A 24,525-nucleotide genomic window follows, 5' to 3' on the forward strand; every position below is an offset into this window, starting at 1 on the left:
GAGCAGCCCGGTGGACGAGATTCGACCAATCCGCGCGCGAAGCGGCACCAACCAGGAAGCCGCGAGCGCCCACAACAGGCGCGTGGTGATCGAGGCGCTGCGGCTAAACGGTAGCCTCTCCCGCGCCGACCTTGCCAGGGCCACGCACCTGACCAAACAGACGGTCTCCAACATCGTCGAGGAATTGCAGCGCGACGGGCTGGTCGCCGCGCAGGATGTGGTGCGCAAGGGGCGCGGCCAGCCTTCCACGCCCTATGCGCTGGTGGCCGACGGCGCCTTCGCCATCGGGCTGCAGATCGACCGCCACGTCACCCGTGCCATCGCGGTCAACCTCGCAGGCGAAATGCTGGCCCGCGCCGAGGCGCCGCTGCCGCAGGGCGGCCCCTCGCACGGCATCGAGGTTGTCCTCGGGCTGGTCGAGCGGGTGCGTGCGGAGCTTGCTTCGGCGCGGCCGCATTCGCCAACGCGCCTGATTGGCCTGGGGGTGGCGATGCCCGGCCCGTTCGGCCTCGACGGCGCGGACGACAACGCCTGGATGATGGCGAGCTGGCAGAAATTTCCGCTTGCCGAGACGCTGGCGGCCAGGACCGGGCTCGGCGTTTCCCTGCAGAACGACGCGGCCGCCTGCGCCATCGCCGAGCGCATGGTCGGCGCGGCGCATGGCCTCGATCACGCGGTCTGTCTGTATCTCGGCTACGGCATCGGCGCCGGCCTCATTCTCGACGGCGAACTCTACAGCGGCAGCAACGGCAATGCCGGCGAAATCGGCATGGCGCTGCTGTCGCCGCGCGGCAGCGATCGCATCCCGCTGGAGCATCGGGCCTCGCTCGCTGCGCTCTACGGCCCTCTGGGTCTCGATCCCGCCGATTCCGCTCTGCCAGCCAGGCTGGAAGCCCTGACCCGCCAAGGTCATCCCAAGATCAACGCATGGATCGCCGAGGCGTCGGAGGATATGCGCTGGAGCATCCAGCTGATCGAGAACGTGCTCGACCCGCAGACGGTGATCCTGACCACCGGCACGGTGCCGGCACTGGCGCGGCGTCTCGTCGACGCGACGCACCCGCTGCTGCCGTCGCTGGCCGACCGGGCGGGCCGCCGCCTGCCGCGCTTCCAGCTCGGTATCGTCGACCCCTGGTCGGTGCCGATCGGCGCGGCGGCCGAACCGATCGGCCGCGCCTTCACGCCGCGCCTTTCGGCGATCCTGAAGCACGCGTAGCGCCTCGCGCCGGTCATCCCACTTCGCGCAGGATGAAATCGTAAAGCATCTTGGCGGCGGGCGAGAGCACCCGCTGCTTGGCCGTGATCAGGCTGTAGGGCCGCACCTCGATGTCGAACTCGGTCGGCAGCACGTCGATGGCACCGGCGAGCCCGTCGGGACTCTGGATGAAGCGCGCCACCTGGATCGAGACCGGGGCGATCGCGTCCGATTGCGCCACCATGACCAGTGTCAGCAGCAGCGACGACGTGTTGAGGATGCGCTCGGGCAGCGCGATGTTGCGGTTGAGGAAGTTGGCTTCCATCGCCTGCCGCAGCGGCGAGCCTCCCGACTGGAACACCCAGTCGTAGCCGGTCGTTTCCTCCAGCCTGACCGGGCTGGTCTTCGTGGTGAGGGGATGGTCCCGGCGCACGATGAGGCAGGCTTTCTCGACGCCGATCACGCGGCTTTCGAACAGGCGCGGATTGAGGTCATCGGGGATGCGGGCGATGATGAAGTCGTGCCGCGACGCGATCAGCTCGCGCGCCAGCACGTTGGAGGTTTCCACCTGCATGGTGATTTCGATGCGCGGATAGAGCCTGCGGATCTCGCGGATCGCCGGCACGGCGAGTTCGATGGCCGGCGCGGTGACGGCGCCGATGAACACCGAGCCACCCTTCCCGGACTTCAGCTCGGCGATCTCGCGGCCGGCCTCGCGCATCTCCAGGAGAATGAGGCGCGCGCGCCGGGCGAGCGCCTTGCCGAAGGGGGTCAGGGTCACGCCGCGCGGCAGGCGCTCGAGCAATTGCACGTCCAGCGCCGCTTCCATCTCTGCGATCATGCGCGAGGCGGCCGGTTGCGAAATGTTCATCACCTGGGCCGCCGCGCTGACGCGGCCGTTCTCGTCGAGCGCCACGATCATGCGCATGTGCCTGAGATTGAGCCCGCTGCGCAGCAGCAGCGTACCCGCATTGCGGTCGCGTGGTGTGGGCATAAGGTGCTCTCCGGTCTCGCGTTCGCCATCGCATATCAATTTCGATATAGCAATGATCCGAGATCGCATTTGACTGTTATGTCGAAGACCAACAATTTGTCCGCGCCCGCAGGTTCTTCGGTTGGCGATGCGAGAACGCACGCCGATCGAAACGACCGGGGCCGATTGGGAGGATAGCGATTTTAATCAGTCCATGCCGCGCCTGAAGCGCGGTTGCCCGATTGTGCAGCCGCAGGTCGTGCGGCCCGGCGCCCATCAACCAGGGAGTGAGTGAAGTGAAGATCATCAAATCGTTGGTCGCTGCGGCGGCTCTCGGCATCGCGGCCATGACGGTCGCCGCCGCCCATGCGGAAGACAAGGGCCTCGTCGGCGTGCTCATGCCGACCAAGACCTCGCAGCGCTGGATCAATGACGGCGACGCCGTCAAGAAGCAGCTCGAGGAGAAGGGCTACACCGTCGACCTGCAGTACGCCCAGGACGACATCCCCAACCAGCTCAGCCAGCTCGAGAACGAGATCACCAAGGGTCCGAAGGCGCTCATCATTGCCTCGATCGACGGCACCACGCTAGGTGACGCGCTGCAGAAGGCGAACGACGCCGGCGTCGTCGTCGTCGCCTATGATCGCCTCATCAAGAAGACCCCGAACGTCGACTACTACACCACCTTCGATAATTTCGGCGTCGGCGTCATCCAGGCCAACTCGCTGGTGAAGGGCCTCAAGGAGCGTTTCCCCGACAAGAAGCCCTGGAACGTCGAGCTGTTCGGCGGTTCGCCCGACGACAACAATGCCTTCTTCTTCTACAACGGCGCCATGTCGGTCCTGCAGCCGATGATCGATGACGGTTCGATCAAGATCAAGTCGGGCCAGATGGGCATGGACAAGGTCGGCACGCTGCGCTGGTTGGCCGCCACTGCCCAGGCGCGCATGGATAACCTGCTGTCGGCCAACTACTCCGACGGCACCCGTGTCGACGGCGTCCTGTCGCCCTATGACGGCCTGTCGCGCGGCATCATCGCCTCGCTGCGCGCCGTCGGCTACGGCACTGACGCCCAGCCCTGGCCGATCGTGACCGGCCAGGACGCCGAGACCGCCTCGGTCAAGGCGATCATCGCCGGCGAGCAGTATTCGACCGTCTTCAAGGACACGCGCGATCTCGCCAAGGCCACCGTCGACCTGGTGGATACGGTGCTGTCGGGCAAGAAGCCGGAAGGCCTGGACGAGAAGACTTACAACAACGACGTCAAGGTCGTCCCCTCGATCCTGCTGACCCCGCATGAGGTCGACAAGTCGAACTACCAGAAGCTCGTCGTCGACTCCGGCTACATCAAGGCCGAAGACCTGAAGTAATCGCGACCGGTCAGAGGGGGCCGCGCCTGGCGGGCCCCCCTTTTCGTTGACGGGCGGTCCCGGTATCTTCCGGGTTCCCAGGAGCTGTGTTCCCAATGGCCTCGACCATTCTGGAGATGCGCGACATCACCAAGACGTTCCCCGGCGTGAAGGCGCTGTCGAACGTCAACCTGAATGTCGAAGAGGGCGAGATCCACGCCATCGTCGGCGAGAACGGCGCCGGCAAGTCGACGCTGATGAAAGTCTTGTCGGGCGTCTATCCCTATGGAAGCTACGACGGCAAGATCGTCTACCGCGGCGAGGAATGCCGCTTCGCCGGCATCCACGACAGCGAGCGCAAGGGCATCGTCATCATCCACCAGGAACTGGCGCTGGTGCCGATGCTCTCGATCACCGAGAACATATTCCTCGGCAACGAGCACGCCAGCCACGGCGTCATCGACTGGAACGCCAACCGCAGGCGCACCAGCGAATTGCTGCACAAGGTCGGTCTCAGCGAAGACTCGAACACGCTCATCACCAATATCGGCGTCGGCAAGCAGCAGCTCGTCGAGATCGCCAAGGCGCTGTCGAAGGAAGTGCAACTGCTGATCCTCGACGAGCCCACCGCCAGCCTGTCCGAGAAGGACAGCCAGGCGCTGCTCGACCTGCTGGTCGAATTCAAGAAGCAAGGCATGACCTCGATCCTGATCTCGCACAAGCTGAACGAAATCAGCCGAGTCGCCGACCGCGTCACCGTCATCCGCGACGGCCAGACCATCGAGACGATGGCGCGCGGCGACATGAGCGAGGACCGCATCATCACCTCGATGGTCGGCCGCTCGCTGGAGGACCGCTACCCGCCGCGCGATCCGAAGATCGGCGACGTCGTCTTCGAGGTGAAGAACTGGTCCGTCTATCATCCGCTGCATTCCGAGCGTCAGGTCATCAAGGGCATCGACCTCAACGTGCGCAAGGGCGAGGTCGTCGGCATCGCCGGGCTGATGGGCGCCGGCCGCACCGAGTTCGCCATGAGCCTGTTCGGGCGCTCCTATGGCCGCAACATCACCGGCGAGGTTCTTCTCAACGGCAAGCCGGTCAACCTGTCCAGCGTCGGCCGCGCCGTCGATCAGGGCGTCGCCTACGTCACCGAGGACCGCAAGACCTACGGCCTCAACCTCATCGACCACATCAAGCACAACATCTCGCTCGCCAATATGGGTGGGGTGTCATCGCGGCGCGGCGTCATCAACGACCTGCGCGAACTGGACGTCGCCAACGACTACCGCAAGGCGACCAACATCCGCGCCTCGAGCGTCTATCAGGTGACCGGCAACCTGTCTGGCGGCAACCAGCAGAAGGTGGTCCTGTCGAAATGGCTGTTCGCCAATCCCGAGGTTCTGATCCTCGACGAGCCGACACGCGGCATCGACGTCGGCGCCAAGTATGAAATCTACACGATCATCGCCCGCCTCGCCGCCGAGGGCAAGGCGATCATCGTCATCTCGTCGGAAATGCCGGAACTGCTCGGCATCTCCGATCGCATCTATGTCATGAACGAGGGGCGCATGGTCGGCGAAATGGCGGCTTCGGATGCCAGCCAGGAGAAGATCATGCGCGCCATCATTCGCGGAGAAAAGGCATCATGAGCGTCGACAGCTCTCCCTCGCCGCAGACCGGCGTCGCCCAGGAAACCCGGCAACAGCGCGTCGCCGTCTCGGCGCTGGTGACGAACCTGCGCGAATACGGCCTCGTGCTGGCGCTCATCATCATCATGCTGTTCTTCCAGTTCACGACGGACGGCACCCTGTTCAAGCCGCTGAACCTGTCGAACCTGGTGCAGCAGAACTCCTTCATCATCGTCATGGCGCTGGGCATGCTTCTGGTGATCGTGGCGGGCCATATCGACCTGTCGGTCGGCTCCGTCGCCGGCTTCATCGGGGCGCTGGCCGCCAACATGATGGTGACGTGGCATCTCGGCATCCTGAGCAATCCGCTGGTTGCGTCGCTCTTCTGCCTCGTCGTCGGCGCGGCCGTCGGCGCCGCCCAGGGCTACTGGATCGCCTATCATCGAATACCGAGCTTCATCGTCACGCTCGCCGGCATGCTGATCTTCCGCGGCCTGTGTCAGGCCATGCTGGGCGGCGGCCTGTCGGTCGGCCCGCTGCCCGTCGACTTCAAGGAACTGAGCTCCGGCTTCATCCCTGAGGTGCTGGGCGTGTGGACGCTGGTGCCGCCCACGGTCAACGCCGCCGGCAAGACCATCTTCGGCAGCGGCGTCCAGCTCCAGATGACGTCCGTTCTTCTCGGCCTGGTCGGCGTGGCCGCCTATGCCTGGTTCGGCCTTTCGGCGCGCCGCACGCGCGAGCGTCACGGCTACGAGGCCGAGCCGTTCTTTCTGTTCGTCGTCAAGACGATTGTGATCAGCCTGCTCACCCTGTTCCTCGTCTACCAGTTCGCGGTCTACAAGGGCCTGCCGATCGTTCTCGTCGTGATGGGCGTGCTGATCGGCCTGTTCGTCTTCGTCACGAAACGCATGGTCATCGGTCGCCGCGTCTACGCGCTCGGCGGCAATGCCAAGGCGGCGCAGCTTTCCGGCATCAAGATCGAGCGGCTGACCCTCTACGTCTTCATCAACATGGGCGTGCTGTCGGCGCTCGGCGGGCTGATCATCGCCGCGCGCCTCGGCCAGGCGGTGCCGGCGGCCGGCCTCGGCAGCGAGCTCGACGTCATCGCTGCCGTCTTCATCGGCGGCGCCTCCGCTATGGGCGGCGTCGGCCAGGTCATCGCCACGGTGGTCGGCGGCTTCATCATGGGCGTCATGAACAACGGCATGTCGATCATGGGCGTCAATGTCGACTGGCAGCAGGTCGTCAAGGGCCTGGTGCTGCTCGGCGCCGTCATCTTCGACGTCTACAACAAGAACAAGGCCTGATCTGAGTCGCAGGGCGAAGCCCTGCGGGAAATCGTCTCGAAACCATTGGGGGTGGGCAGGCCGTGCCGTGAGGCCGGGTTGCCTCGCGTGGGCGGGCACGGACAAAGGGAGAAGTCATCATGCTCATCTCACAGATGCTGGACGACGCCGACATCATCCGCGTCGTCGCCCGCAACGGCGGCAAGGCGCGCGTCGTCAACGGCGCCCGCAGCGTCTACTCGCTTGCCATGGAGGCGGCGCGCACCGGCGTCGGGCTGGAGGCTTTGATCGAGCGTAAGGGCTTCGGCGAGGCCGTCGACTTGGAGGCGGCCTACAGGAAGGACCGCCTTATATCGCCGATCAACCACCCCGATCCCGCGCATCTGCATCTCACCGGCACGGGGCTGACGCATCTGGGCTCCGCCGCCACGCGCGATTCCATGCACAAGAAGCTGGATGCCGCCGACGAGCAACTCACCGATTCCATGAAGATGTTCCGCATGGGCCTGGAGGGCGGCAAGCCGGCCGAGGGCAGGGAAGGCGTCCAGCCGGAATGGTTCTACAAGGGCAACGGCATCATGGCGGTGGCACCCGGCGCGCCGCTGATGTCGCCGGCATTCGCCGAGGACGCGGGCGAGGAACCGGAAATCGCCGGCATCTACGTCATCGGCGACGACCGCCAGCCCTTCCGCGTCGGCTTCACCCTGTCGAACGAATTCTCCGACCATGTGACGGAGCGGGTGAACTATCTGTGGCTCGCCCATTCCAAGCTGCGCAACGCATCCTTCGGCCCGGAAATCCTCGTCGGCGACCTGCCGGCCGACATCCGCGGCACCTCACGCATCCTGCGCGGCGGCAAGACGCTGTGGGAAAAGCCGTTCCTGTCGGGCGAGCAGAACATGTCGCATTCGATCGCCAACCTGGAGCGGCATCACTTCAAATATCCCGTGTTCCGACAGGCCGGCGACGTCCATGTGCACATGTTCGGCACCGCGACGCTGTCCTTCGCCGACGGTGTCAGGGCCGAGGCCGGCGACGTGTTCGAGATCGAGGCCGGCGACTTCGGCCTGCCGCTGCGCAATCCGCTGGAGATCGAGGCGCCGGAGGCGGTGACGGTCAGGGTATTGTAGGGATATCGCTCAAGGAGGGACTCCACGCTCGTCATCCCGGCCGCTGCCGAGCGGCCGCAGGTCGTGAGGCGAGAGCCGGGATCCATTCCGGAATGGTGATGCCACGCCGACGGTGCAGAACCGGCGCCCCTCGCGCGGCCGCAGCGTTCAGGCATGGGTCCCGGATAACCGCACTCCGCTTCGCTTCGTTCGATTTCCGGGATGACGGCGGCGTGGGGTCTCCTCGCTGCGTCAGCCGCCCGCCGGGCGAAAATGTTTCGACAGCTTCAGGCCCTGCGCCTGGTAGTTCGAGCCGAGATCGTTGCCGTAAAGCGCGTCCGGGCGCTTCAGCATGTGCTCGTAGACGAGGCGGCCGACGATCTGGCCGTGTTCCAGGATGAAGGGCACCTCGTGGCTGCGCACTTCCAGCACCGCGCGGCTGCCGGTTCCGCCGGCTGCCGAATGGCCGAAGCCAGGGTCGAAGAAGCCGGCATAGTGAACGCGGAATTCGCCGACCAGCGGATCGAACGGCGTCATCTCCGCCGCCTGCAGCGGCGGCACGTGCACCGCCTCGCGGCTGACCAGGATATAGAATTCGTCCGGATCGAGCACCAGTTCGCGCGCCTTGTCCCGATAAAGGGGCTCCCAGAAATCGGCGACGTCGTGCGCGGCGCGCCTGTCGACGTCGACCAGCCCGGTGTGGTGCTTGCCGCGATAGCCGACCAGTCCGTTGGCGTCGCCGGCGAGGTCGATGGAAAGCGCGATGCCGCCGCCCGAGATATCCGGCGGTTCGGTCGCCACCAGCGTCTCGGCGCGATGCAGCGCCAGCACCTCGTCTTCGGAAAGCACGGCATGGCCGGTGCGGAAGCGTATCTGCGACAGCCGCGATCCGGCCCGCACCACGATCGGGAAGGTGCGCGGGCTGACTTCGAGATAGAGCGGGCCGTGATAGCCGGCGGCGATCTTGTCGAATTCGTGCCCGCGGTCGGTCATGACGCGGGTGAAGATGTCGAGCCGGCCGGTCGAGCTTTTCGGATTGGCCGACGCCGATATGGCGGCCGGCAGCGCGAGCCGCTCCATCAGCGGCACGATGTAGACGCAGCCCGTCTCCAGCACCGCGCCTTCGGTCAGGTCGATCTCGTGCAGCTTCAGCCGGTCGAGCTTGGCCTCGACGGTGCTTTCCGGTCCCGGCAGGAAGGACGCCCGCACCCGGTAGGCCCTGCCACCGAGGCGCAGGTCGAGGCTGGCTGGCTGGATCTGGTCGGCATCGAGCGGCCGCGCGGCCTTGAGCGCGCCGGATGAAAACAATGCTGCGATGTCCTGGTCGGGAAGGATGCCTGTCTGCCGCACCTGTCGCTCCATTGGCAGTCTGGCACAAAGCTCTTAACCGAGCCGTCGATTGACGCAAGCCGGGCGCAGGTCTAAAGGACCTTTATCCCGTGGTGATTTGGCCGGTCGGCTTGCAGCCACGTTAAACAAGTCGCTAAAGGACCGCCAGGCAGAGACCCATGGCACCGGTTGCGGCTTTCGCGGCCGGTTTTTTTGTGCCCGTATCGGTTTTTGCGGTGCCCAACTTTGTGGTGAAGGACGATGACGGAAAAGAAGCGCAACTGGAAGCCGGCCACCCAACTCGTGCATGAAGGCACGCTGCGGTCAGGCTTCGGCGAGATGTCGGAGGCGATGTTCCTGACGCAGGGCTATCACTACGCCAGCGCCGAGCAGGCGGAGGCCCGCTTCAAGGGCGAGGAGCCGGGCTTCATCTATTCGCGCTATTCCAACCCGACCGTCGATATGTTCGAGAAGCGCATGTGCGCGCTGGAGGGTGCGGAGGATGCCCGCGCCACGGCGTCGGGCATGGCCGCGGTGGCGGCAGCGGTGCTGTGCGGGCTCAAGGCCGGAGATCATATCGTGGCCGCGCGCGCCCTGTTCGGGTCGTGTCGCTGGGTGGTCGAGACGCTCGCCCCGAAATATGGCATCGCCTGCACCATCGTCGATGGCCGCGACATCGCCAACTGGGAAAAGGCGGTGCGGCCCGAGACGAAGCTGTTCTTTCTCGAAAGCCCGACCAACCCGACGCTCGAAGTGGTCGATGTCGCCGCCGTCGCCAGGCTCGCCAACGCGGCCGGCGCGCGGCTGGTGGTCGACAATGTCTTCGCCACGCCGCTCTTCCAGAAGCCGCTGGAACTGGGCGCCCATGTCGTCGTCTATTCCGCCACCAAGCACATAGACGGGCAGGGGCGTTGCCTCGGCGGCGTCATCCTGTCGGACAAGAAGTGGATCGAGGAGAACCTGCACGACTATTTCCGCCACACCGGTCCGTCCATGTCGCCGTTCAACGCCTGGGTTCTGCTGAAAGGGCTGGAGACGCTGCCGCTGCGGATTCGCCAGCAGACGGAGTCGGCCGGCCGCATCGCCGACGTGCTGGCCGATCATTCCAGGGTCGCGCGAGTGATTTATCCCGGCCGCGCTGATCATCCGCAGGCAGAGATCGTGAGGAAACAGATGAGCGGCGGCTCGACGCTGATCTGCTTCGATATCGAGGGGGGCAAGAGGTCTGCCTTCGCCTTCCAGAACGCGCTGGAGATCGTGCTGATGTCCAACAATCTGGGCGACGCCAAGAGCCTGATCACCCATCCGGCCACGACCACGCACAAGAACCTGACCGACGAGGCGAGAGCCGAACTCGGCATCGGGCCGGGCACGGTCAGGCTTTCGGTCGGCCTGGAGGATACGGGCGACCTGATCGACGACATCGTCCAGGCGCTGGACAGGGCGTAAGCGTCCGGCGGCTGCCGGCCTCGCCCGAGGCGGCATTATCGCAGTCATGGATGTTGCCGGCAAGGAGGGCTCATGTATCGCGCCGCGACCCGAAACATCGTAGTCGAAGTCGAGCCGTTCTACATGCCGGAGCGCTCCGACCCTGACGAGAACCGTTATGTCTGGGCCTATCGCGTGACCATCGCCAACCGCTCGGACGAATGGGTGCAGCTTCTGTCGCGCTACTGGCGCATCACCGACGAGGCGGGGCGCGTGGAGGAGGTGCAGGGTCCGGGCGTCGTCGGAGAGCAGCCGGAACTCGATCCGGGCGACAGCTATCAATACACCTCCGGCTGTCCGCTCTCGACGCCGTCAGGCGTCATGGTCGGGCACTATACGATGCGCAACACGGAAGACGAACTGTTCGACGTCGCCATTCCGGCCTTCTCGCTCGACCTGCCGGGCACGATGAGAACCGTGAACTGACTTTCTTCCCGCCCCTCAGGCAGGGCAATCGCATATCGAATTTTGACGGTCGCGCACCCCCACCCCTGTCCCCTCCCCACAAGGGGGAGAGAGATGCCGACATCGCCGTTCCGCCCGAAATGCAAACGTCGACTCATTGTAGAGCCGACGCAAAATTTCCCTCCCCCTTGAGGGGAGGGTTAGGGTAGGGGTACATCGCCATACGCGGCTGCCCGCCGCGAACAGGCAGAAGGCGGCCGCTCAATTGCCGCTGAATTCGGCCGGGTCGAATTCATAGCTCGTCGAGCAGAACTCGCAGGCGACGGTGATCTTGCCGTCCTCGGTGCTGTCGCGGATCTCCTCGGCCGTGAAGCCGCTGAGCACGCCGTGGATCCTCTCGCGCGAGCACGAGCACTGGTCGTCCACCGCCACGGCGTCGAACACGCGCACGCCCTGTTCGTGGAACAGCCTGAACAGCAGCCGTTCCGAGCCGACGGTCGGATCGACCAGTTCCGCCGGCTCGATTGTCTCCATCAGCGCCAGCGCCTCCTGCCAGGCATTGTCGACCGGGTCGTTGATCGTCTCGGCCGGATCGCCGTCGCCGCCGGGAAGGTCCGGCACGCGCATGCGCTCCGGTGCTTCTGGCAGAAACTGCGCGAGCACGCCGCCGGCGCGCCACTGGCTGCGTCCGCCAGGTAGCACCTGGCGGGCCACGGCGAGCCTGAGGTCGGTCGGGATCTGCTCCGACTGGCGGAAATAGATGCGCGCGGCCTCCTCCAGTCCGATACCGTCGAGCTGGACGATGCCCTGGTAGCGCTGCATGTGCACGCCTTGGTCGATGGTCAGCGCCAGCACGCCCGCGCCCAGTAGGGCCTGGTCAGTCAGCGGACCGCCGGCCGTCAGCGCGTCGAGCCGTTCGGCGTCGAAGCGCGCATAGGCGCGCAGCGCGTTCGGCGTGGAGAAGTCCACCGCCAGCATGTCGACCGGCCCGTCGGTGCGGGTCTGCAGGATGAACTTGCCCTCGAACTTCAGGGACGTCCCCAACAGGACCGTGACCACGCACGCTTCCGCCAGCAGCCGGGCAACCGGCTCCGGATAGGCGTGGCGCGACAGGATCGCCTCCAGCGCCGGGCCGAGTTGGACGGCGCGGCCGCGCACGTCGAGCGGACCGACCTCGAAGGGGACGACATGGTCGTCGCCGGCATGGTCGAATTCGCCGAGCTTGGGATTATGTTCGGTCAACTGCACAGCTTCCAGCATGACAAATCTCCGGCCGTCGGCCGCGCTTCCGGGTGGAAAGCGTGCCGCAGGGCATTCTTGGTTTGCGGTGATGGGCCGGAGATAGGCACCACCGCTGCGGCATTCAAGCGCCGTCCGTCACGCTCCGAGGCACCAGGCGAGGACGGCCTTCTGGGCGTGAAGCCGGTTCTCCGCCTCGTCGAACACCACCGAATGCGGGCCGTCGATCACCTCGTCGGTCACCTCATCGCCGCGATGCGCCGGCAGGCAGTGCATGAACAGCGCGTCCGGCTTCGCCTTCGCCATCAGCGCGGCGTTGACCTGGTAGGGCATGAAGATGTTGTGACCGCGCGCCCGGTGCTCGGCGCCCATCGACACCCAGGTGTCGGTGACGACGCAGTCCGCTTCGTCCACGGCCTCCTCGGCGCTGCGGGTAAAGCGCACCTGGCCGCCGTTGCCGCGCGACCACTCGACGTATCTGTCGCCCGGCTCGCTGCCTTCCGGCACCGCGACGTTGAGGTTGAAGCTGAAGCGCGCCGAGGCTTCCAGCAGGGAATGCAACACGTTGTTGCCGTCGCCGCTCCAGGCGAAGGTCTTCCCGGCGACGGGGCCGCGATGCTCCTCGAAGGTCATGATGTCGGCCATGATCTGGCACGGATGCGTGTCGTCGGTCAGCCCGTTGATGACGGGGATCGTCGCGTTCTCGGTCAGCTCGAGCAACCGGTCGTGCGAGGTCGTGCGGATCATGATGGCGTCGACATAGCGCGACAGCACTTTTGCCGTGTCGGCGATGGTCTCGGAGCGGCCGAGCTGCATCTCGGTGCCCGTCAGCATGATCGTCTCGCCGCCGAGCTGGCGCATGCCGACGTCGAACGACACGCGCGTGCGCGTCGACGGCTTGTCGAAGATCATCGCAAGCACCTTGCCGTCGAGCGGCCGCGAGCGCTCGCCTGCCTTGAGGCGCGCCTTGCGCGCCGCGGCATCGTCGAGCATGGCCCTGAGGTCGCCGGTCGCAACGGTGGACAGATCGGTGAAATGGCGGAGCGTCATGGATGGGTCTCCGTCACTGTGCGGCGGCTTGCGCCGCTTCGGAGAGATGCCGGGCGCCGGCGCGGATGCGCTCCAGCCCTTGGCGGATATCGTCCTCGGTGACGGTGAGCGGCGGCAACAGCCGGATCACGTTGTCGCCGGCCGGCACGGCCAGGAGATGCTGGTCGCGCAGCGCAGCGTTCACTTTGCCGTTGGGCATGGCGCATTTCAGGCCGAGCATCAGGCCCGAGCCGCGCACGCCTTCGATGACGTCTGGGAATTCGTCGGCGATCGCAGCCAGCCCCTGCTTGAACAGCAGCGCCTTGTGTTTCACCTCATCGAGGAAGCCGGGCTCCAGCACCACGTCGAGCACCGCGTTGCCCACCGCCATGGCGAGCGGATTGCCGCCGAAGGTGGTGCCGTGGACGCCCGCAGTCATGCCCTTCGCCGCTTCTTCGGTGGCCAGGCAAGCGCCCACCGGGAAGCCGCCGCCGATACCCTTGGCGATCGCCATGATGTCGGGCGCGATGCCGGACCATTCATAGGCGAACAGCCTGCCCGTCCGGCCGATGCCGCATTGCACCTCGTCGAAGATAAGCAGCAGGCCGTGCTCGTCGCAAAGCTGGCGCAGCTTCTTCAACGACTGCATGGGAAAATCGCGGATGCCGCCTTCGCCCTGCACGGGTTCCAGCAGGATCGCCGCTGTTTCCGGGCCGATCGTCTTCTCGACAGCCTGGAGGTCGTCGAACGGGACCTGATCGAAGCCGTCCACCTTCGGGCCGAAGCCTTCCAGGTATTTCTGCTGGCCGCCGGCGGCGATCGTCGCCAGCGTGCGGCCGTGGAAGGCGCCTTCGAAGGTAATGATGCGGTAACGCTCGGGATGGCCGCCGGCATACTGATAGCGGCGCGCCGTCTTGATGGCGCATTCCAGCGCTTCCGCGCCGGAGTTGGTGAAGAACACCTTGTCGGCGAACGTCGCCTCGACCAGGCGCTCGCCAAGCCGGCTCTGGCCGGGAATCTCATAAAGGTTCGAGACATGCCACAGCTTGCGCGCCTGCTCCGTCAGCGCCTCGACGAGATGCGGATGGCCGTGGCCGAGCGAGTTGACGGCGATGCCGGCGGCGAAATCGAGATATCGTTCGCCTCGGTCCGTGACCAGCCAGGAGCCTTCTCCATGATCGAAGGCAAGGGGTGCGCGGGCGAAGGTCTCGTAAAGCGCCGAACCGCTCATTATATGCGTCTCCGGAACCGGAAAATCAAAAAGCCGCCAACGCGGCGGCCTTTTGCGGCTTATGGTGGTTTTCGGCTGTGAAGTCAACGAAAACGTCGCCTGACGCCCCGGCCCGCTCCAACGCCCCATCTTGCGCATCAGCGAAAAGGCAAGTTGGGGAAAACCGAAAAAACAGATTCGTGTTGCCGTTCGGACTCTTGTCACCGAGTCAACGCATACGGTATCTGTGAACTGGAAATAGCTAGATTTCGTGCGGCGGATCTAATCACCCGATAGATGTGGTGTTCGCTCGGCGAGAGCCGGGGCGTGGAACGATTCCGGACGTCGTACGGTTCAAGGGAGTGCAGTTTGATGAACTGGACTGATGAACGCGTCGAACTCTTGCGCAAGCTGTGGTCGGAGGGTCTGTCTGCAAGCCAGATCGCCGCGCAGCTCGGCGGCGTCAGCCGCAACGCGGTGATCGGCAAGGTGCACCGGCTGAAGCTGTCGAGCCGGGGCCGCGCCACGGCCGCGCCGGCGCACAAGAAGAAGGCCAGCCCGTCCGCGTCGAAGTCGGCGAGCCGGCCTGCCGCCGCGCATCGCCATGTCACCGCGACGGTTGGCGCCACGGCCTTGCAGATCCAGTTCGACGCCGAGCCGGTAGCGCGCCAGCATCTGCGTCCCGTCGAGAACGTGGTCGTGCCGATCTCGCGCCGGCTGAAACTGGTCGAGTTGACCGAGCACACCTGCAAATGGCCGAACGGCGATCCGCTGACGGAGGACTTCTCCTTCTGCGGCAACGATTCCAAGGAAGGCGGCCCTTACTGCACCTATCATTCGCGCGTCGCTTTCCAGCCGGTCGCCGAGCGCCGTCGCGCGCGCTGACCGCCGGGCCATGCGGCGCTGAAGCGAATGTCGGTTCGAGGGTCCGTTCCGTTTGCGGGCGCGCCGATCCGTTTGGGAATGTCAGAACGGCCAGGACGGTGAACGCGTGGCGACGGCCTGAACCGACCAGCGGTTGGCCGGTTCTTTCCGCCTGGAAAGTCTTCAGATCGCCGCGGTGTCCCTGGGCGCGCCGACCCTGTCGGTCTTGTCGCCCTTGGGGCGGTCCACGGGCATCTGCTCGCCGGTGGCGATGTGATAGATCGTCTCGGCGATGTTGGTGGCGTGGTCGCCGATGCGCTCGATGTTCTTGGCGCAGAACAGGAGATGCGTGCACGGCGTGATGTTGCGCGGGTCTTCCATCATGTAGGTCAGCAGTTCGCGGAACAGCGACGTGTACATGGCGTCGATCTGGTCGTCGCGGTCGCGCAGGAACGCGATCCGGTCCACCGCGCGCGAGGCGTAGATGTCGAGCACTTCCTTGAGTTGTGTGAGCGCAAGGCCGGCCAGCGCGTCGATGCCGCGAAACAGGCTGGTCGGATGCTGGCCCTGCGTCACCGCCACCACCCGCTTGGCCACGTTCTTGGCCAGGTCGCCGACCCGCTCCAGGTCGGCCGAGATACGAATGGTGCCGATGATCTCGCGCAGGTCCGTCGCCATCGGCTGGCGGCGCGCGATGACGACGATCGACCTGTCGTCGATCTCGCGCTGTGCGTCGTCCAGCACCTGGTCGTCCTCGATCACCTTCTGGGCCAGTCCCGCATCGGCGTTGATCAGCGCTGCGATCGCCTGTTCGACCATGCGCTCGGCATGGCCGCCCATCGCGGCGATCCGCTTCGCCAGATAGTTCAGTTCGCCGTCATAGGCGCTGACGGTGTGCACCGACTGCATGGCCTCGCCTTCCCGATCAGGTGATTCGTCTTGCCGGAATGCGTGTTGATACGCTTCCTGCGTGACAGAAAGACGAATGTCCTCAACGCCACAGATAGTCCGGCGCGAGTGATAAATCTAGTTTGCCGGCAAGTGAACGGTGAACGCCGCGCCCTTGCCCAGCTCCGAGCGGATCGACAGCCAGGCCTTGTGGCGGGTCAGGATGTGCTTGACGATGGCAAGCCCCAGTCCCGTTCCCTTCTGCGCCCGGCTGGTCTCGGCGTCCACCCGGTAGAAGCGCTCGGTGATGCGGGGAATATGCTCTTCCGCGATACCCGGACCGAAGTCCCTGATCGTGACGTCGATCGTCGGCTCGGGACCGTCGCTGCCTTCGCTCGCCGAGACGACGACGCGCTTGCCGGACTGGCCGTATTTGCAGGCGTTCTCCAGGAGGTTCTGGAACACCTGGAACAGTTCGTCGCGATCGCCCGGCACCATCAGGTCGCCGCCGGGCAGATCGCGCTCGATGATGACGCCGCTGTCGCTGGCCAGCGGCGCCAGTGAGTCGATCACCGCATCCAGCGTGCGGTTGAGGTCGACGCGCGTTCCGGGCCTGAGATAGGGTTTCATTTCCAGGCGCGACAGCGAAAGCAGGTCGTCGATCAGCCGCGCCATGCGCCCCGTCTGGTCCTGCATGATGGACAGGAACTGGTCGCGCGCGGCCGCGTCGTTGCGCGCCGGACCGCGCAGTGTTTCGATGAAGCCGGCGATGGAAGCCAGCGGCGTGCGCAGTTCATGGCTGGCGTTGGCGATGAAATCGGCCCGCATCCGTTCGATGCGGCGCGACTCGCTCTGGTCCTTGAAGATCAGCACGTAAAGGTCGGTGCCCTGGCCGACTGCCGAGGCCGTCACCCGAAAAACCCGCTCGACGGGCAGCTTTTCGCCGTAGTCGGTCGTGGCGGACGCGGCGGCGCCCGATAGCAGCGCATCGAACATCTCCTGCATTTCCGGCGCCCGGAACCGGAGCGCCAGCGACATGCCGTCGCGCAATCCATTGAACGCCGCGTGGGCGGTGGTATTGGCGTGCACCAGCGCGCCGAACCGGTCGAAGATGATCAGCGGATCGGTCACGGCGGCGGCCAGCGCCTCGCCGGACAGGTGTTTCAGTTCCTCGTTGCCGGTTGACAGGCCCGCTGTACCTTCGGCCATCCTCTCGCTGCTGAATCCCAGCCGTCGAAAGAATCTGCCGATGGCGTTGTCCTGATCGTCGTCTTCTGTTGGGACCGACATCCTCCGGCGCTCCGTAACCCTGCCCGCAACTTCCGCTGGACCCTTTCGGGACCTCCCCATAGCATGAACCGTAGTGTCCAAAAGGTTCAGTTTCATGAAGAAGGCCAGTCAGGCTGCTCGATCACAGAAAACCGAGACCATCAAGATCAAGGTGGGAGGCAAGGAGCGGGAGTTCGATATCGACGATCCGAAGCTTCCCGACTGGGTCGAGAAGAACAAGCTGACCTCGGGCGGCTATCCCTATGACCACAAGATGAAGCGCAAGGAATACGAGGCGACGCTTGCGCTGCTGCAGGTCGAACTCGTCAAGGCGCAGGCTTGGATGCAGAAAAGCGGCGAGCGGGTGCTGGCGCTTTTCGAGGGGCGCGACGCCGCCGGCAAGGGCGGCACGATCTTCGTGATGCGGCAATACATGAACCCGCGTACCGCCCGCAACGTCGCCCTGCCCAAGCCTACGGAGACGGAGCAGGGGCAGTGGTATTTCCAGCGTTACGTCGCGCATTTCCCGACCAGCGGCGAGTTCGTGACTTTCGACCGCTCCTGGTACAATCGGGCGGGCGTCGAGCCGGTCATGGGCTTTTGCACGCCCGAACAGCATGCCCGCTTCCTCGCCGAGGTGCCGCACTTCGAGCGCATGATCCACAACGACGGAATCCACTTCTTCAAGTTCTGGCTGAACATCGGCCGGGAGATGCAGCTCGACCGCTTCCACGACAGGCGTCACAGCAAGCTGAAGAGCTGGAAGTTCTCGCCCATAGACATCGCCGGCGTGGCGAAGTGGGACGACTATACGCGCGCTCGCAAGGAGATGATGGAGCGCACCCACAGCGACGCCGCGCCCTGGACGGTGATCCGCTCCAACGACAAGCGCCGCGCCCGCCTGGCGGCCATACGCCGTGTCCTGCTTTCCCTGCCCTATGAGGGGCGGGATCTGGAGGTGATCGGCCAGGAAGACGACAAGATCATCGGCGGACCGGACCTGCTGGACGATTGAGATCGCGCCAGGGCGGCGTGCGCAAGGACTCATTGCGCATAGCGGACGGCGGCCACCGGCGTCGCGCCTCGTGCGGCGTCTTTTCCCACAGATGCGGCCGGCGCCACAATTGCCAGACCGCCCGCCAGCCCGCGAACGACAGGAGGACCCAGTAAGGCGGCGTAAGCAGCACCACTTTCCAGAAGCCTGTCCGCTCGCCGGGCTTGAGCGTCTGCCAGCCGAGCAGCAGGAAGGACAGGTAGCCGCAGGCGACGTTGGCCACGTCGAACAGGAGCAGCGCCGATCCGAAGGTGGTGAGCGGCTTCGCGGACAGGAATTCCAGGACGAGGAGAAGGAGGGTCGCGAGCAGCAGCGGGTGCAGCATGGCCGACGCCAACATGCCGGCGAACAGGATCTGCGCGACGATGAAGGATGCCGGACCGAGGTCTGTCGCCAGCCCGAGCGGATCGCGCATATGCACCAGCCACGTCTGCGCCCAGCCCTTGAACCAGCGCGTTCGCTGCGGCAGCCAGACATGGATCCGGTTCGGCGCCGTCTCGAAGGTCGGCAGGGTGATCGTCTCGGCGCGATAGCCGAAACGCGCAAGCCGCATGCCGAGATCGGCGTCCTCGGTGACGTTGTAGGGGTCCCAGCCGCCGACGTGGTCCAGAGCGGCGCGGCGAAAATGGTTGGAGGTGCCCCCGAGCGGCAGCATCAGCCTGTGTTTCGACAGCCAGGGCAGCAAGCCTCGGAACAACCCGGCATATTCGAAGGCGAACATCCTGGTGATGGCGCCATCCTTGCGGTTGGATATCTCCAGCGGCGCCTGCACCACGGCGAGCTCCGGCCCGCTCCGGCTGAAACGCCGCCATGCCTCGACAAGCTGCAGCGGATGCGGCTCGTCCTCCGCGTCGTAGAGCGTCAGGAACGTGCCGCCCGTCAGTTGCAGAGCATAGGCCAGCGCCTTCGGCTTGGTTCTCGGCAGGCCGGGCGGCACTTCGACCACCTCGACGTGGCGTGGAAGGTCATGCGCCCGGATCGCGGCAAGCGTCGGTGCGTCGTCCGCCTCGCAGACCAGCTTGATTTCCAGCCGGTGCCTCGGCCAGACGAGCCGGTCCAGCGCGGCCAGCAGGTTCGGCACCATCTCCGCTTCCCGATAGAGCGCGACGAGAACCGAAAACAACGGCGCCTCCTCCGGCGGTGTTTCAACGGCAGCCTCCTCGCCGATTGGATTCAGGGATGCGATGGCTGCGAAGCGCAGGCTGATGCAGGCAAAAAAGAAGAAGGTGGCCAATCCGTGCAGGATCGCCATCACTGCGGTTGGGGCAAGCAGAAGTCCGACAGGCAGGATGGCGAGCGCCATGCCCAGGATTGTGCCTTGCCAGGCGTTGGCGACGAAACGGGCCGACATCGGCGGGAACCTGTCGAAAAGATCGCTCACGGCCGCCCGCGACAAGGCGGGTTTCGTCTTCTCGATGATGGCGGCGCGCAAATGCGACGAACCGACGATCTTCAGCCGGGCCGCCAGACCGGGGCTCGCCCTGAGGCGGGCGCGCACGAGATCGAGCCGAATGCGTTGCTGGGTGATCAGGAACGAGACGCCGCCGTCGGTCTCGAGCAGCTTCACCGGGACATGCCATGCCGGATTGCGCAACAGCATCCCGGCATGGTCGTCGCTGATAACCAGCCGTGTCGGATCGATCCGATGCGCCGCGGACAGGCCAAGGTCGGCGGCCAGCGCGAGAACCAGTTCGTGCTCGCGCACGCCGAAAGCCAGAAGGGTGGACGCGAAGTCGGCATTGTTCGATTTGGCGAGCGCGGCTGCCTGAAAGGCGTCTTCGGGAGGAATGGACAGGCGCGCAAGGACCGACCGCCATTCTGCGAGCACCGGAAAGAAGATCTCCGACAGGCGCGTGCCATAGTCGAGATCGGCTTCGCCGATCGAATTTTCCAGGTCGTCGACAGGCAGCTCTCCATTCCCATGGAGACGTCCTGACATGTCCATTCTTGTCCCCCCGAAGCGCCTGCCCAGGCGCTGCGCCGGCCTAGTTTCGGCTGCCGGCGTCAAGTCCCTCTTTTATTCTATGTCGTCGGATCGTCTGATGTTAGGAATGGCGCAGACGACGCTCAAAACCTCCATGAAAAAGCTCAGCCGGTTGCCTGACAGGTCAATGATAGTCGCACGCGTGTCAGACCTTCGTCCCGATCGAGCTTATCCGCAAATCCGCTTATTCAAAGTCAAAAGAGTCGCGCCCCGCCGTCTCTTGGACGAAAGGCCAAGATCGACAAACCGCCGGGCCGGGGTCCGGTTCGGTGGACTGCTGGCGATCGTGCTGGCGCTGTTCATGCCGACCTTCGCGCTTGCGGCAGCGCCACAGGCGCCGATCTTCTGGGACTCCAAGGAACCGCTGCCGAAACCGGACCTGTCCGCGCTGCCGCGGCTGCGTTTCCTGACGACGACCGATTTTCCGCCTTTCAACTTCCTCGACGGGCAAGGCCATCTGTCCGGCTTTCATGTCGATCTCGCCCGCGCCATCTGTGCCGAACTTGCCTTGGCCGACAGATGCGAAATCCAGGCGCTGCCCTGGAGCGATCTCGAAACGGCGCTCGCAAAAGGGGAGGGGGAGGCGATCCTGGCGGGGATCGCCGTCACCGGCGCGAGCCGCCAGAAATACGTGTTTTCCCGGCCTTACCTCCAGTTCCCGGCGCGTTTCGTCACGCTGAAGTCGAAGGCACTGGCTGATCCGCTCTACGACAAGCTGCAAGGCAGGCGCGTCGGCGTGCTGCGCGGATCGGCGCATGAGCGTATGCTGCGCGATGAATTCGGTTGGGTCGAGGCCGTTGCCTACGACAAGCCGGAAGCGCTCCGGGACGCCCTCAAGAACGGCAAGATCGACGCCGCCTTCGGCGACGGCATGCGGCTTTCCTTCTGGCTGGACAGCGCCGATGCGGCCGGATGCTGCCGCTTCGTCGGCGGCCCCTATCTCGCCCCCGAATATGTCGGCGGCGGCATGGCCGTGGCCGTCAAGCCGCAGGACGCCGCCCTTGCGGCGGCACTGGACTATGCGCTGCAGCAACTGTCGATCAAGGGTACGTTCGCCGAACTCTATCTGCGTTATTTCCCGGTCGACTTCTACTGAGCCGGGAGACGCCGCTCAGCTGAGCGTGCGCAGCCTCGCCTTGGCCGCCTGCGCGATCGCCGCGACGACGAGCGTGTCCAGGTCGAGCGCGCGGCGGATGAGTTGCAGCACGCGCACCTCCTCCAGCCGCATTTCAAGGTCCGCGGCCGCGACCTCGAAGGCGGCGGCATAGGCGGTATCACCCAACCTGTCCGGAAGGGCGACGGCCACCGCCTCAAGCACGGCCTCCAGCCCGCCCGGTCCGTGCAGCCGCTTCTGGCAATCCTGGGCCACGCCTATGAGTTTTTCGGCATCGAAATCCTCGAAAACCGGCCAGGAGCGCACGACCTCGCCGATGCGGGACAGTTCCGCGTCCGTCATGTCGCTGTCGGAGGCCGAGGTGATGACCATCAGGTAGATCAGGGCTTCGTGGACAGACGGTCGGGACATCGATTTCTCCGTTGAAAGCGCATCGAACGTAGGAGCGCCCAATGCCGCTCGCAAGGAAAAAGCCGCGCCATCGTTGACGCCTCTGTCAACGCGGCCTAGAGCAACCGCGGATTTCGGAAGATCATCATGACACAATTGGCACCGCTCGACCTCACCCCCGACCTTCTGGCCGCCGCCGCGGAAAGCAAGGCATGGCCTTTCGAGGAAGCGAAAAAGATCATCAAGCGCTACGAGAAGAGCGGCTTGCCGGAAACGGTCCTGTTCGAGACCGGCTACGGTCCGTCGGGCCTGCCGCACATCGGCACGTTCGGCGAGGTGGCGCGTACGACCATGGTGCGCCACGCCTTCCGCATTCTGACCGAAGACAAGGTGAAGACCCGGCTGCTCTGCTTCTCCGACGACATGGACGGCATGCGCAAGATTCCCGACAACGTGCCGGACCGGGCCGCGCTCGAGCCTTATCTTCACATGCCGCTGACCGTCGTGCCAAACCCCTTCGGCGGCGATTACGAGAGCTTCGGTCACCACAACAACGCGATGCTGCGGCGCTTCCTCGACACGTTCGGCTTCGACTACGAGTTCGCCAGCGCCACCGATTACTACAAGTCCGGCCGTTTCGACGAGGTCTTGCTGCGTGCAGTCGAAAAGTACGACGCCATCATGAAGGTGATGCTGCCGACGCTGGGCGAGGAACGCCAGGCGACCTACAGCCCCTTCCTGCCGATCTCGCCAAAGAGCGGCCGCGTGCTCTATGTGCCGATGAAGGCGGTGGACGCGAAGGCCGGCACCGTCACCTTCGACGACGAGGACGGCACCGAGACGACGCTGCCCGTCACCGGCGGCGCTGTGAAGCTGCAGTGGAAGCCGGATTTCGGCATGCGCTGGGCAGCGCTCGGCGTCGATTTCGAGATGTTCGGCAAGGACCATCAGACCAATGCCGTAATCTATGATCGCATCTGCGTCATCCTCGGCGGCCGCGCGCCCGAGCATTTCGTCTACGAACTGTTCCTCGACGAGAACGGCCAGAAGATCTCCAAGTCGAAGGGCAACGGCCTGACCATCGACGAGTGGCTGACCTATGCGCCGACCGAGAGCCTGGCGCTCTACATGTTCCAGCGCCCACGCCAGGCCAAGAAGCTCTATTTCGACGTCATCCCCAAGGCGGTCGACGAGTACTATGCCTTCCTCTCCGCCTATCAGCGTCAGGACTGGAAGGAGCGACTCGGCAATCCGGTCTGGCACATCCATAGCGGCAATCCACCGGCGATCGACCTGCCGGTCAGCTTCGCGCTGCTGCTCAATCTCGTCAGCGCCTCCAACGCCCAGAACAAGGACGTGCTGTGGGGCTTCATCTCGCGTTACGCGCCGGGCGTTACCGCCGCGACGCATCCCGAGCTGGACCGGCTGACGGGCTACGCGATCCGCTACTTCGACGATTTCGTGAAGCCATCCAAGGTCTATCGCGCCGCCGACGCGGTGGAGCGCGAGGCGCTGACGGCACTGTCGGACGCGCTCGGCGCTCTCCCGGCCGACGCCGACGGCGAAGCGATCCAGAACGCGGCGCTCAACGTCGCGCGCAAGGTCGAGCGGTATCAGGATCACGCGAAGCGCTCGCCGGAAGGCGGGCCGGGCGTTTCCGTCGCTTTCTTCCAGATGATCTACCAGGTGCTGATCGGCCAGGAGCGTGGCCCGCGCTTCGGCTCCTTCTCCGCCCTCTACGGCATCGGCGAAACCCGCGCGCTCATTGAGCGGGCGCTGGCGGGAAAACTTGCTGCTGCATAGACGGATCGTCGGGCGGCGTTGCCGCCGTGCCGGACAGGTCGAGGATGGAGGAGGGCGCTTCCGGCGCCGTGTCCTCGACCGCCGCAGGTGGCGGCGGCAGGCCTGACAGATCGGGCGCCGCGCCGAAGATGCCCTTGCCGGCCTTGCGCGCCACTTCGCCTGCATCGGCGTAGGCTCCGCCCTGTGCTGCGCGCGCCCAGCCGTTCTCGACCAGCCATTGGCCGACGTCCTGCCTGGCGACCTTGCAGTCGGCTACCGTCGCTGTCGGAGCGTCTGTGCCGGACGCTGCCGCGTCTTTCGTCGTCCTGGCACCGCTACAGGTGACCGCGCGTCCGCGCAGGAAGGCGCGGAAGGCGGTCCGCGCGCGCATTCCGCAGTTCCAGGACTTGCCGGCGGCGTCGGAGCAGGTCTCGTCCGGCTTGACCGCCTCGACGCCGGAGAGCGCGATCGTGTTGCCCTTGGCCTCGATGAGCCCCGCCGCCACGGCGACCGGCTGGTAGAGCGGTTCGTTCTTGAGTTCCTCGGGCGGCTTGGGCTTCGGCGGCTGCGCCAGCGAAAGAGTGCTCAGCGGCTTGCGCGGGGCCACGCGCTCGAGTTCGCGCGCCGCCACGTCCGGTGGTGCGATCGTCTCCGGGTCGATGGTGCGGGCCGGATCGTACGATGGCGATAGAGGAGCGGACGGTGCGTCCTGCGCCTGCGCTTCCGGCTGTTCCTGCTGCACCGGCGAAAGTTCGGCTTGGGTGCCCTCATTCCCTTGCGATGTCTGCGCCGCGCTTTCGTCAGGCAGGTCGCTCATGTCCGGATTGTCGATCGTGACGGCGCTGTCCGTCGGGGCCGCGAACCGCCCGCTGCCCATGGCGATGAGGGCGGTGGCGGCGGCCACCATCGCGACGCCGAGCAGGATTTGTGTCGGCCGCAT

The 24,525-nt window shown here is 65.4% G+C and carries 21 protein-coding genes and 1 riboswitch; of the genes, 11 read left to right on the forward strand and 10 right to left on the reverse strand.

Annotated elements, in window-relative coordinates:
* The first annotated feature begins 10 nt into the window (after positions 1-10).
* Positions 11-1,216 carry an ROK family transcriptional regulator gene (locus tag ABMA46_RS03695; RefSeq protein WP_348997961.1) on the forward strand — a complete coding sequence of 402 codons (1,206 nt, stop codon included), beginning with the start codon at positions 11-13 and terminating at the stop codon, positions 1,214-1,216.
* Positions 1,217-1,229: 13 nt separating this feature from the next.
* On the opposite strand, the gene ABMA46_RS03700 is transcribed toward ABMA46_RS03695, so the two are convergent.
* On the reverse strand, positions 1,230-2,189 hold the full coding sequence (locus tag ABMA46_RS03700) for a LysR family transcriptional regulator (protein ID WP_348997962.1): 960 nt from the start codon (positions 2,187-2,189) through the stop codon (positions 1,230-1,232).
* A 275-nt stretch (positions 2,190-2,464) separates the two neighbouring features.
* Between ABMA46_RS03700 and chvE the strand changes: the two genes are divergently transcribed.
* The 4 genes from chvE to araD1 all read left to right on the forward strand — a co-directional run bounded on the left by chvE (position 2,465) and on the right by araD1 (position 7,561).
* On the forward strand, positions 2,465-3,538 hold the full coding sequence (gene chvE, locus ABMA46_RS03705) for a multiple monosaccharide ABC transporter substrate-binding protein (RefSeq protein ID WP_348997963.1): 1,074 nt from the start codon (positions 2,465-2,467) through the stop codon (positions 3,536-3,538).
* A 95-nt stretch (positions 3,539-3,633) separates the two neighbouring features.
* Positions 3,634-5,166: a multiple monosaccharide ABC transporter ATP-binding protein gene (mmsA, locus tag ABMA46_RS03710; RefSeq protein ID WP_348997964.1), complete on the forward strand. Its 1,533-nt coding sequence runs from the start codon at positions 3,634-3,636 to the stop codon at positions 5,164-5,166.
* A complete protein-coding gene (gene mmsB / locus ABMA46_RS03715) occupies positions 5,163-6,452 on the forward strand; it encodes a multiple monosaccharide ABC transporter permease (protein WP_348997965.1) in 1,290 nt (429 codons plus the stop codon). Before mmsA ends, mmsB begins: the two co-directional genes overlap by 4 nt.
* A gap of 119 nt (positions 6,453-6,571) precedes the next feature.
* The gene (gene araD1 / locus ABMA46_RS03720; protein WP_348997966.1) at positions 6,572-7,561 is read left to right on the forward strand and encodes an AraD1 family protein; all 990 of its coding nucleotides are present in this window, start codon (positions 6,572-6,574) and stop codon (positions 7,559-7,561) included.
* Positions 7,562-7,792: 231 nt separating this feature from the next.
* Here araD1 and ABMA46_RS03725 read toward each other — a convergent pair whose 3' ends face one another.
* Positions 7,793-8,902 (reverse strand): 2'-deoxycytidine 5'-triphosphate deaminase, encoded by a 1,110-nt coding sequence (locus tag ABMA46_RS03725; protein WP_348997967.1) that lies wholly within the window; start codon positions 8,900-8,902, stop codon positions 7,793-7,795.
* A 67-nt stretch (positions 8,903-8,969) separates the two neighbouring features.
* Positions 8,970-9,047: riboswitch (SAM riboswitch) on the forward strand.
* An 83-nt stretch (positions 9,048-9,130) separates the two neighbouring features.
* Between ABMA46_RS03725 and ABMA46_RS03730 the strand changes: the two genes are divergently transcribed.
* Positions 9,131-10,318: an O-succinylhomoserine sulfhydrylase gene (locus tag ABMA46_RS03730; RefSeq protein WP_348997968.1), complete on the forward strand. Its 1,188-nt coding sequence runs from the start codon at positions 9,131-9,133 to the stop codon at positions 10,316-10,318.
* 72 nt (positions 10,319-10,390) lie between these two features.
* Positions 10,391-10,783, forward strand: a complete 393-nt coding sequence (gene apaG / locus ABMA46_RS03735; protein WP_348997969.1) for a Co2+/Mg2+ efflux protein ApaG — start codon at positions 10,391-10,393, stop codon at positions 10,781-10,783.
* Between the two features lie 240 nt (positions 10,784-11,023).
* On the opposite strand, the gene ABMA46_RS03740 is transcribed toward apaG, so the two are convergent.
* The 3 genes from ABMA46_RS03740 to ABMA46_RS03750 all read right to left on the reverse strand — a co-directional run bounded on the left by ABMA46_RS03740 (position 11,024) and on the right by ABMA46_RS03750 (position 14,261).
* The gene (locus tag ABMA46_RS03740; RefSeq protein ID WP_348997970.1) at positions 11,024-12,022 is read right to left on the reverse strand and encodes an Hsp33 family molecular chaperone; all 999 of its coding nucleotides are present in this window, start codon (positions 12,020-12,022) and stop codon (positions 11,024-11,026) included.
* A 117-nt stretch (positions 12,023-12,139) separates the two neighbouring features.
* Positions 12,140-13,051, reverse strand: coding sequence for an ornithine carbamoyltransferase (gene argF, locus ABMA46_RS03745; protein WP_348997971.1), 912 nt, complete (start codon positions 13,049-13,051; stop codon positions 12,140-12,142).
* A gap of 13 nt (positions 13,052-13,064) precedes the next feature.
* Entirely contained in the window at positions 13,065-14,261 is a 1,197-nt protein-coding gene (locus ABMA46_RS03750; RefSeq protein WP_348997972.1) for an aspartate aminotransferase family protein, read from the reverse strand.
* 351 nt (positions 14,262-14,612) lie between these two features.
* On the opposite strand from ABMA46_RS03750, the gene ABMA46_RS03755 reads away from it, so the two are divergent.
* A complete protein-coding gene (locus ABMA46_RS03755; protein ID WP_348997973.1) occupies positions 14,613-15,125 on the forward strand; it encodes a GcrA family cell cycle regulator in 513 nt (170 codons plus the stop codon).
* A gap of 162 nt (positions 15,126-15,287) precedes the next feature.
* On the opposite strand, the gene phoU is transcribed toward ABMA46_RS03755, so the two are convergent.
* Both phoU and ABMA46_RS03765 read right to left on the reverse strand, forming a co-directional pair.
* Positions 15,288-16,013, reverse strand: a complete 726-nt coding sequence (gene phoU / locus ABMA46_RS03760; protein ID WP_348997974.1) for a phosphate signaling complex protein PhoU — start codon at positions 16,011-16,013, stop codon at positions 15,288-15,290.
* Positions 16,014-16,130: 117 nt separating this feature from the next.
* Positions 16,131-17,201, reverse strand: coding sequence for an ATP-binding protein (locus ABMA46_RS03765; protein ID WP_348997975.1), 1,071 nt, complete (start codon positions 17,199-17,201; stop codon positions 16,131-16,133).
* Positions 17,202-17,376: 175 nt separating this feature from the next.
* Between ABMA46_RS03765 and ppk2 the strand changes: the two genes are divergently transcribed.
* The gene (gene ppk2, locus ABMA46_RS03770) at positions 17,377-18,276 is read left to right on the forward strand and encodes a polyphosphate kinase 2 (protein WP_348997976.1); all 900 of its coding nucleotides are present in this window, start codon (positions 17,377-17,379) and stop codon (positions 18,274-18,276) included.
* On the opposite strand, the gene ABMA46_RS03775 is transcribed toward ppk2, so the two are convergent.
* A complete protein-coding gene (locus ABMA46_RS03775; protein WP_348997978.1) occupies positions 18,245-20,254 on the reverse strand; it encodes a glycosyltransferase family 2 protein in 2,010 nt (669 codons plus the stop codon). The genes ppk2 and ABMA46_RS03775 overlap by 32 nt on opposite strands.
* Positions 20,255-20,600: 346 nt before the next feature.
* Here ABMA46_RS03775 and ABMA46_RS03780 point away from each other — a divergent pair, with 346 nt between their 5' ends.
* Entirely contained in the window at positions 20,601-21,395 is a 795-nt protein-coding gene (locus ABMA46_RS03780; protein ID WP_348998522.1) for a transporter substrate-binding domain-containing protein, read from the forward strand.
* A gap of 15 nt (positions 21,396-21,410) precedes the next feature.
* Here the strand turns inward: ABMA46_RS03780 and ABMA46_RS03785 are convergent, their stop codons facing one another.
* The gene (locus tag ABMA46_RS03785; protein ID WP_348997979.1) at positions 21,411-21,824 is read right to left on the reverse strand and encodes a tellurite resistance TerB family protein; all 414 of its coding nucleotides are present in this window, start codon (positions 21,822-21,824) and stop codon (positions 21,411-21,413) included.
* A gap of 126 nt (positions 21,825-21,950) precedes the next feature.
* Here ABMA46_RS03785 and ABMA46_RS03790 point away from each other — a divergent pair, with 126 nt between their 5' ends.
* A complete protein-coding gene (locus ABMA46_RS03790; RefSeq protein WP_348997980.1) occupies positions 21,951-23,606 on the forward strand; it encodes a lysine--tRNA ligase in 1,656 nt (551 codons plus the stop codon).
* On the opposite strand, the gene ABMA46_RS03795 is transcribed toward ABMA46_RS03790, so the two are convergent.
* Entirely contained in the window at positions 23,566-24,525 is a 960-nt protein-coding gene (locus ABMA46_RS03795) for a thermonuclease family protein (protein WP_348997981.1), read from the reverse strand. The two genes, ABMA46_RS03790 and ABMA46_RS03795, sit on opposite strands and share 41 nt — an antisense overlap.

Origin of the sequence: Mesorhizobium hunchu (genome assembly GCF_040081975.1) — a bacterium.
Taxonomy (GTDB): domain Bacteria; phylum Pseudomonadota; class Alphaproteobacteria; order Rhizobiales; family Rhizobiaceae; genus Mesorhizobium; species Mesorhizobium hunchu.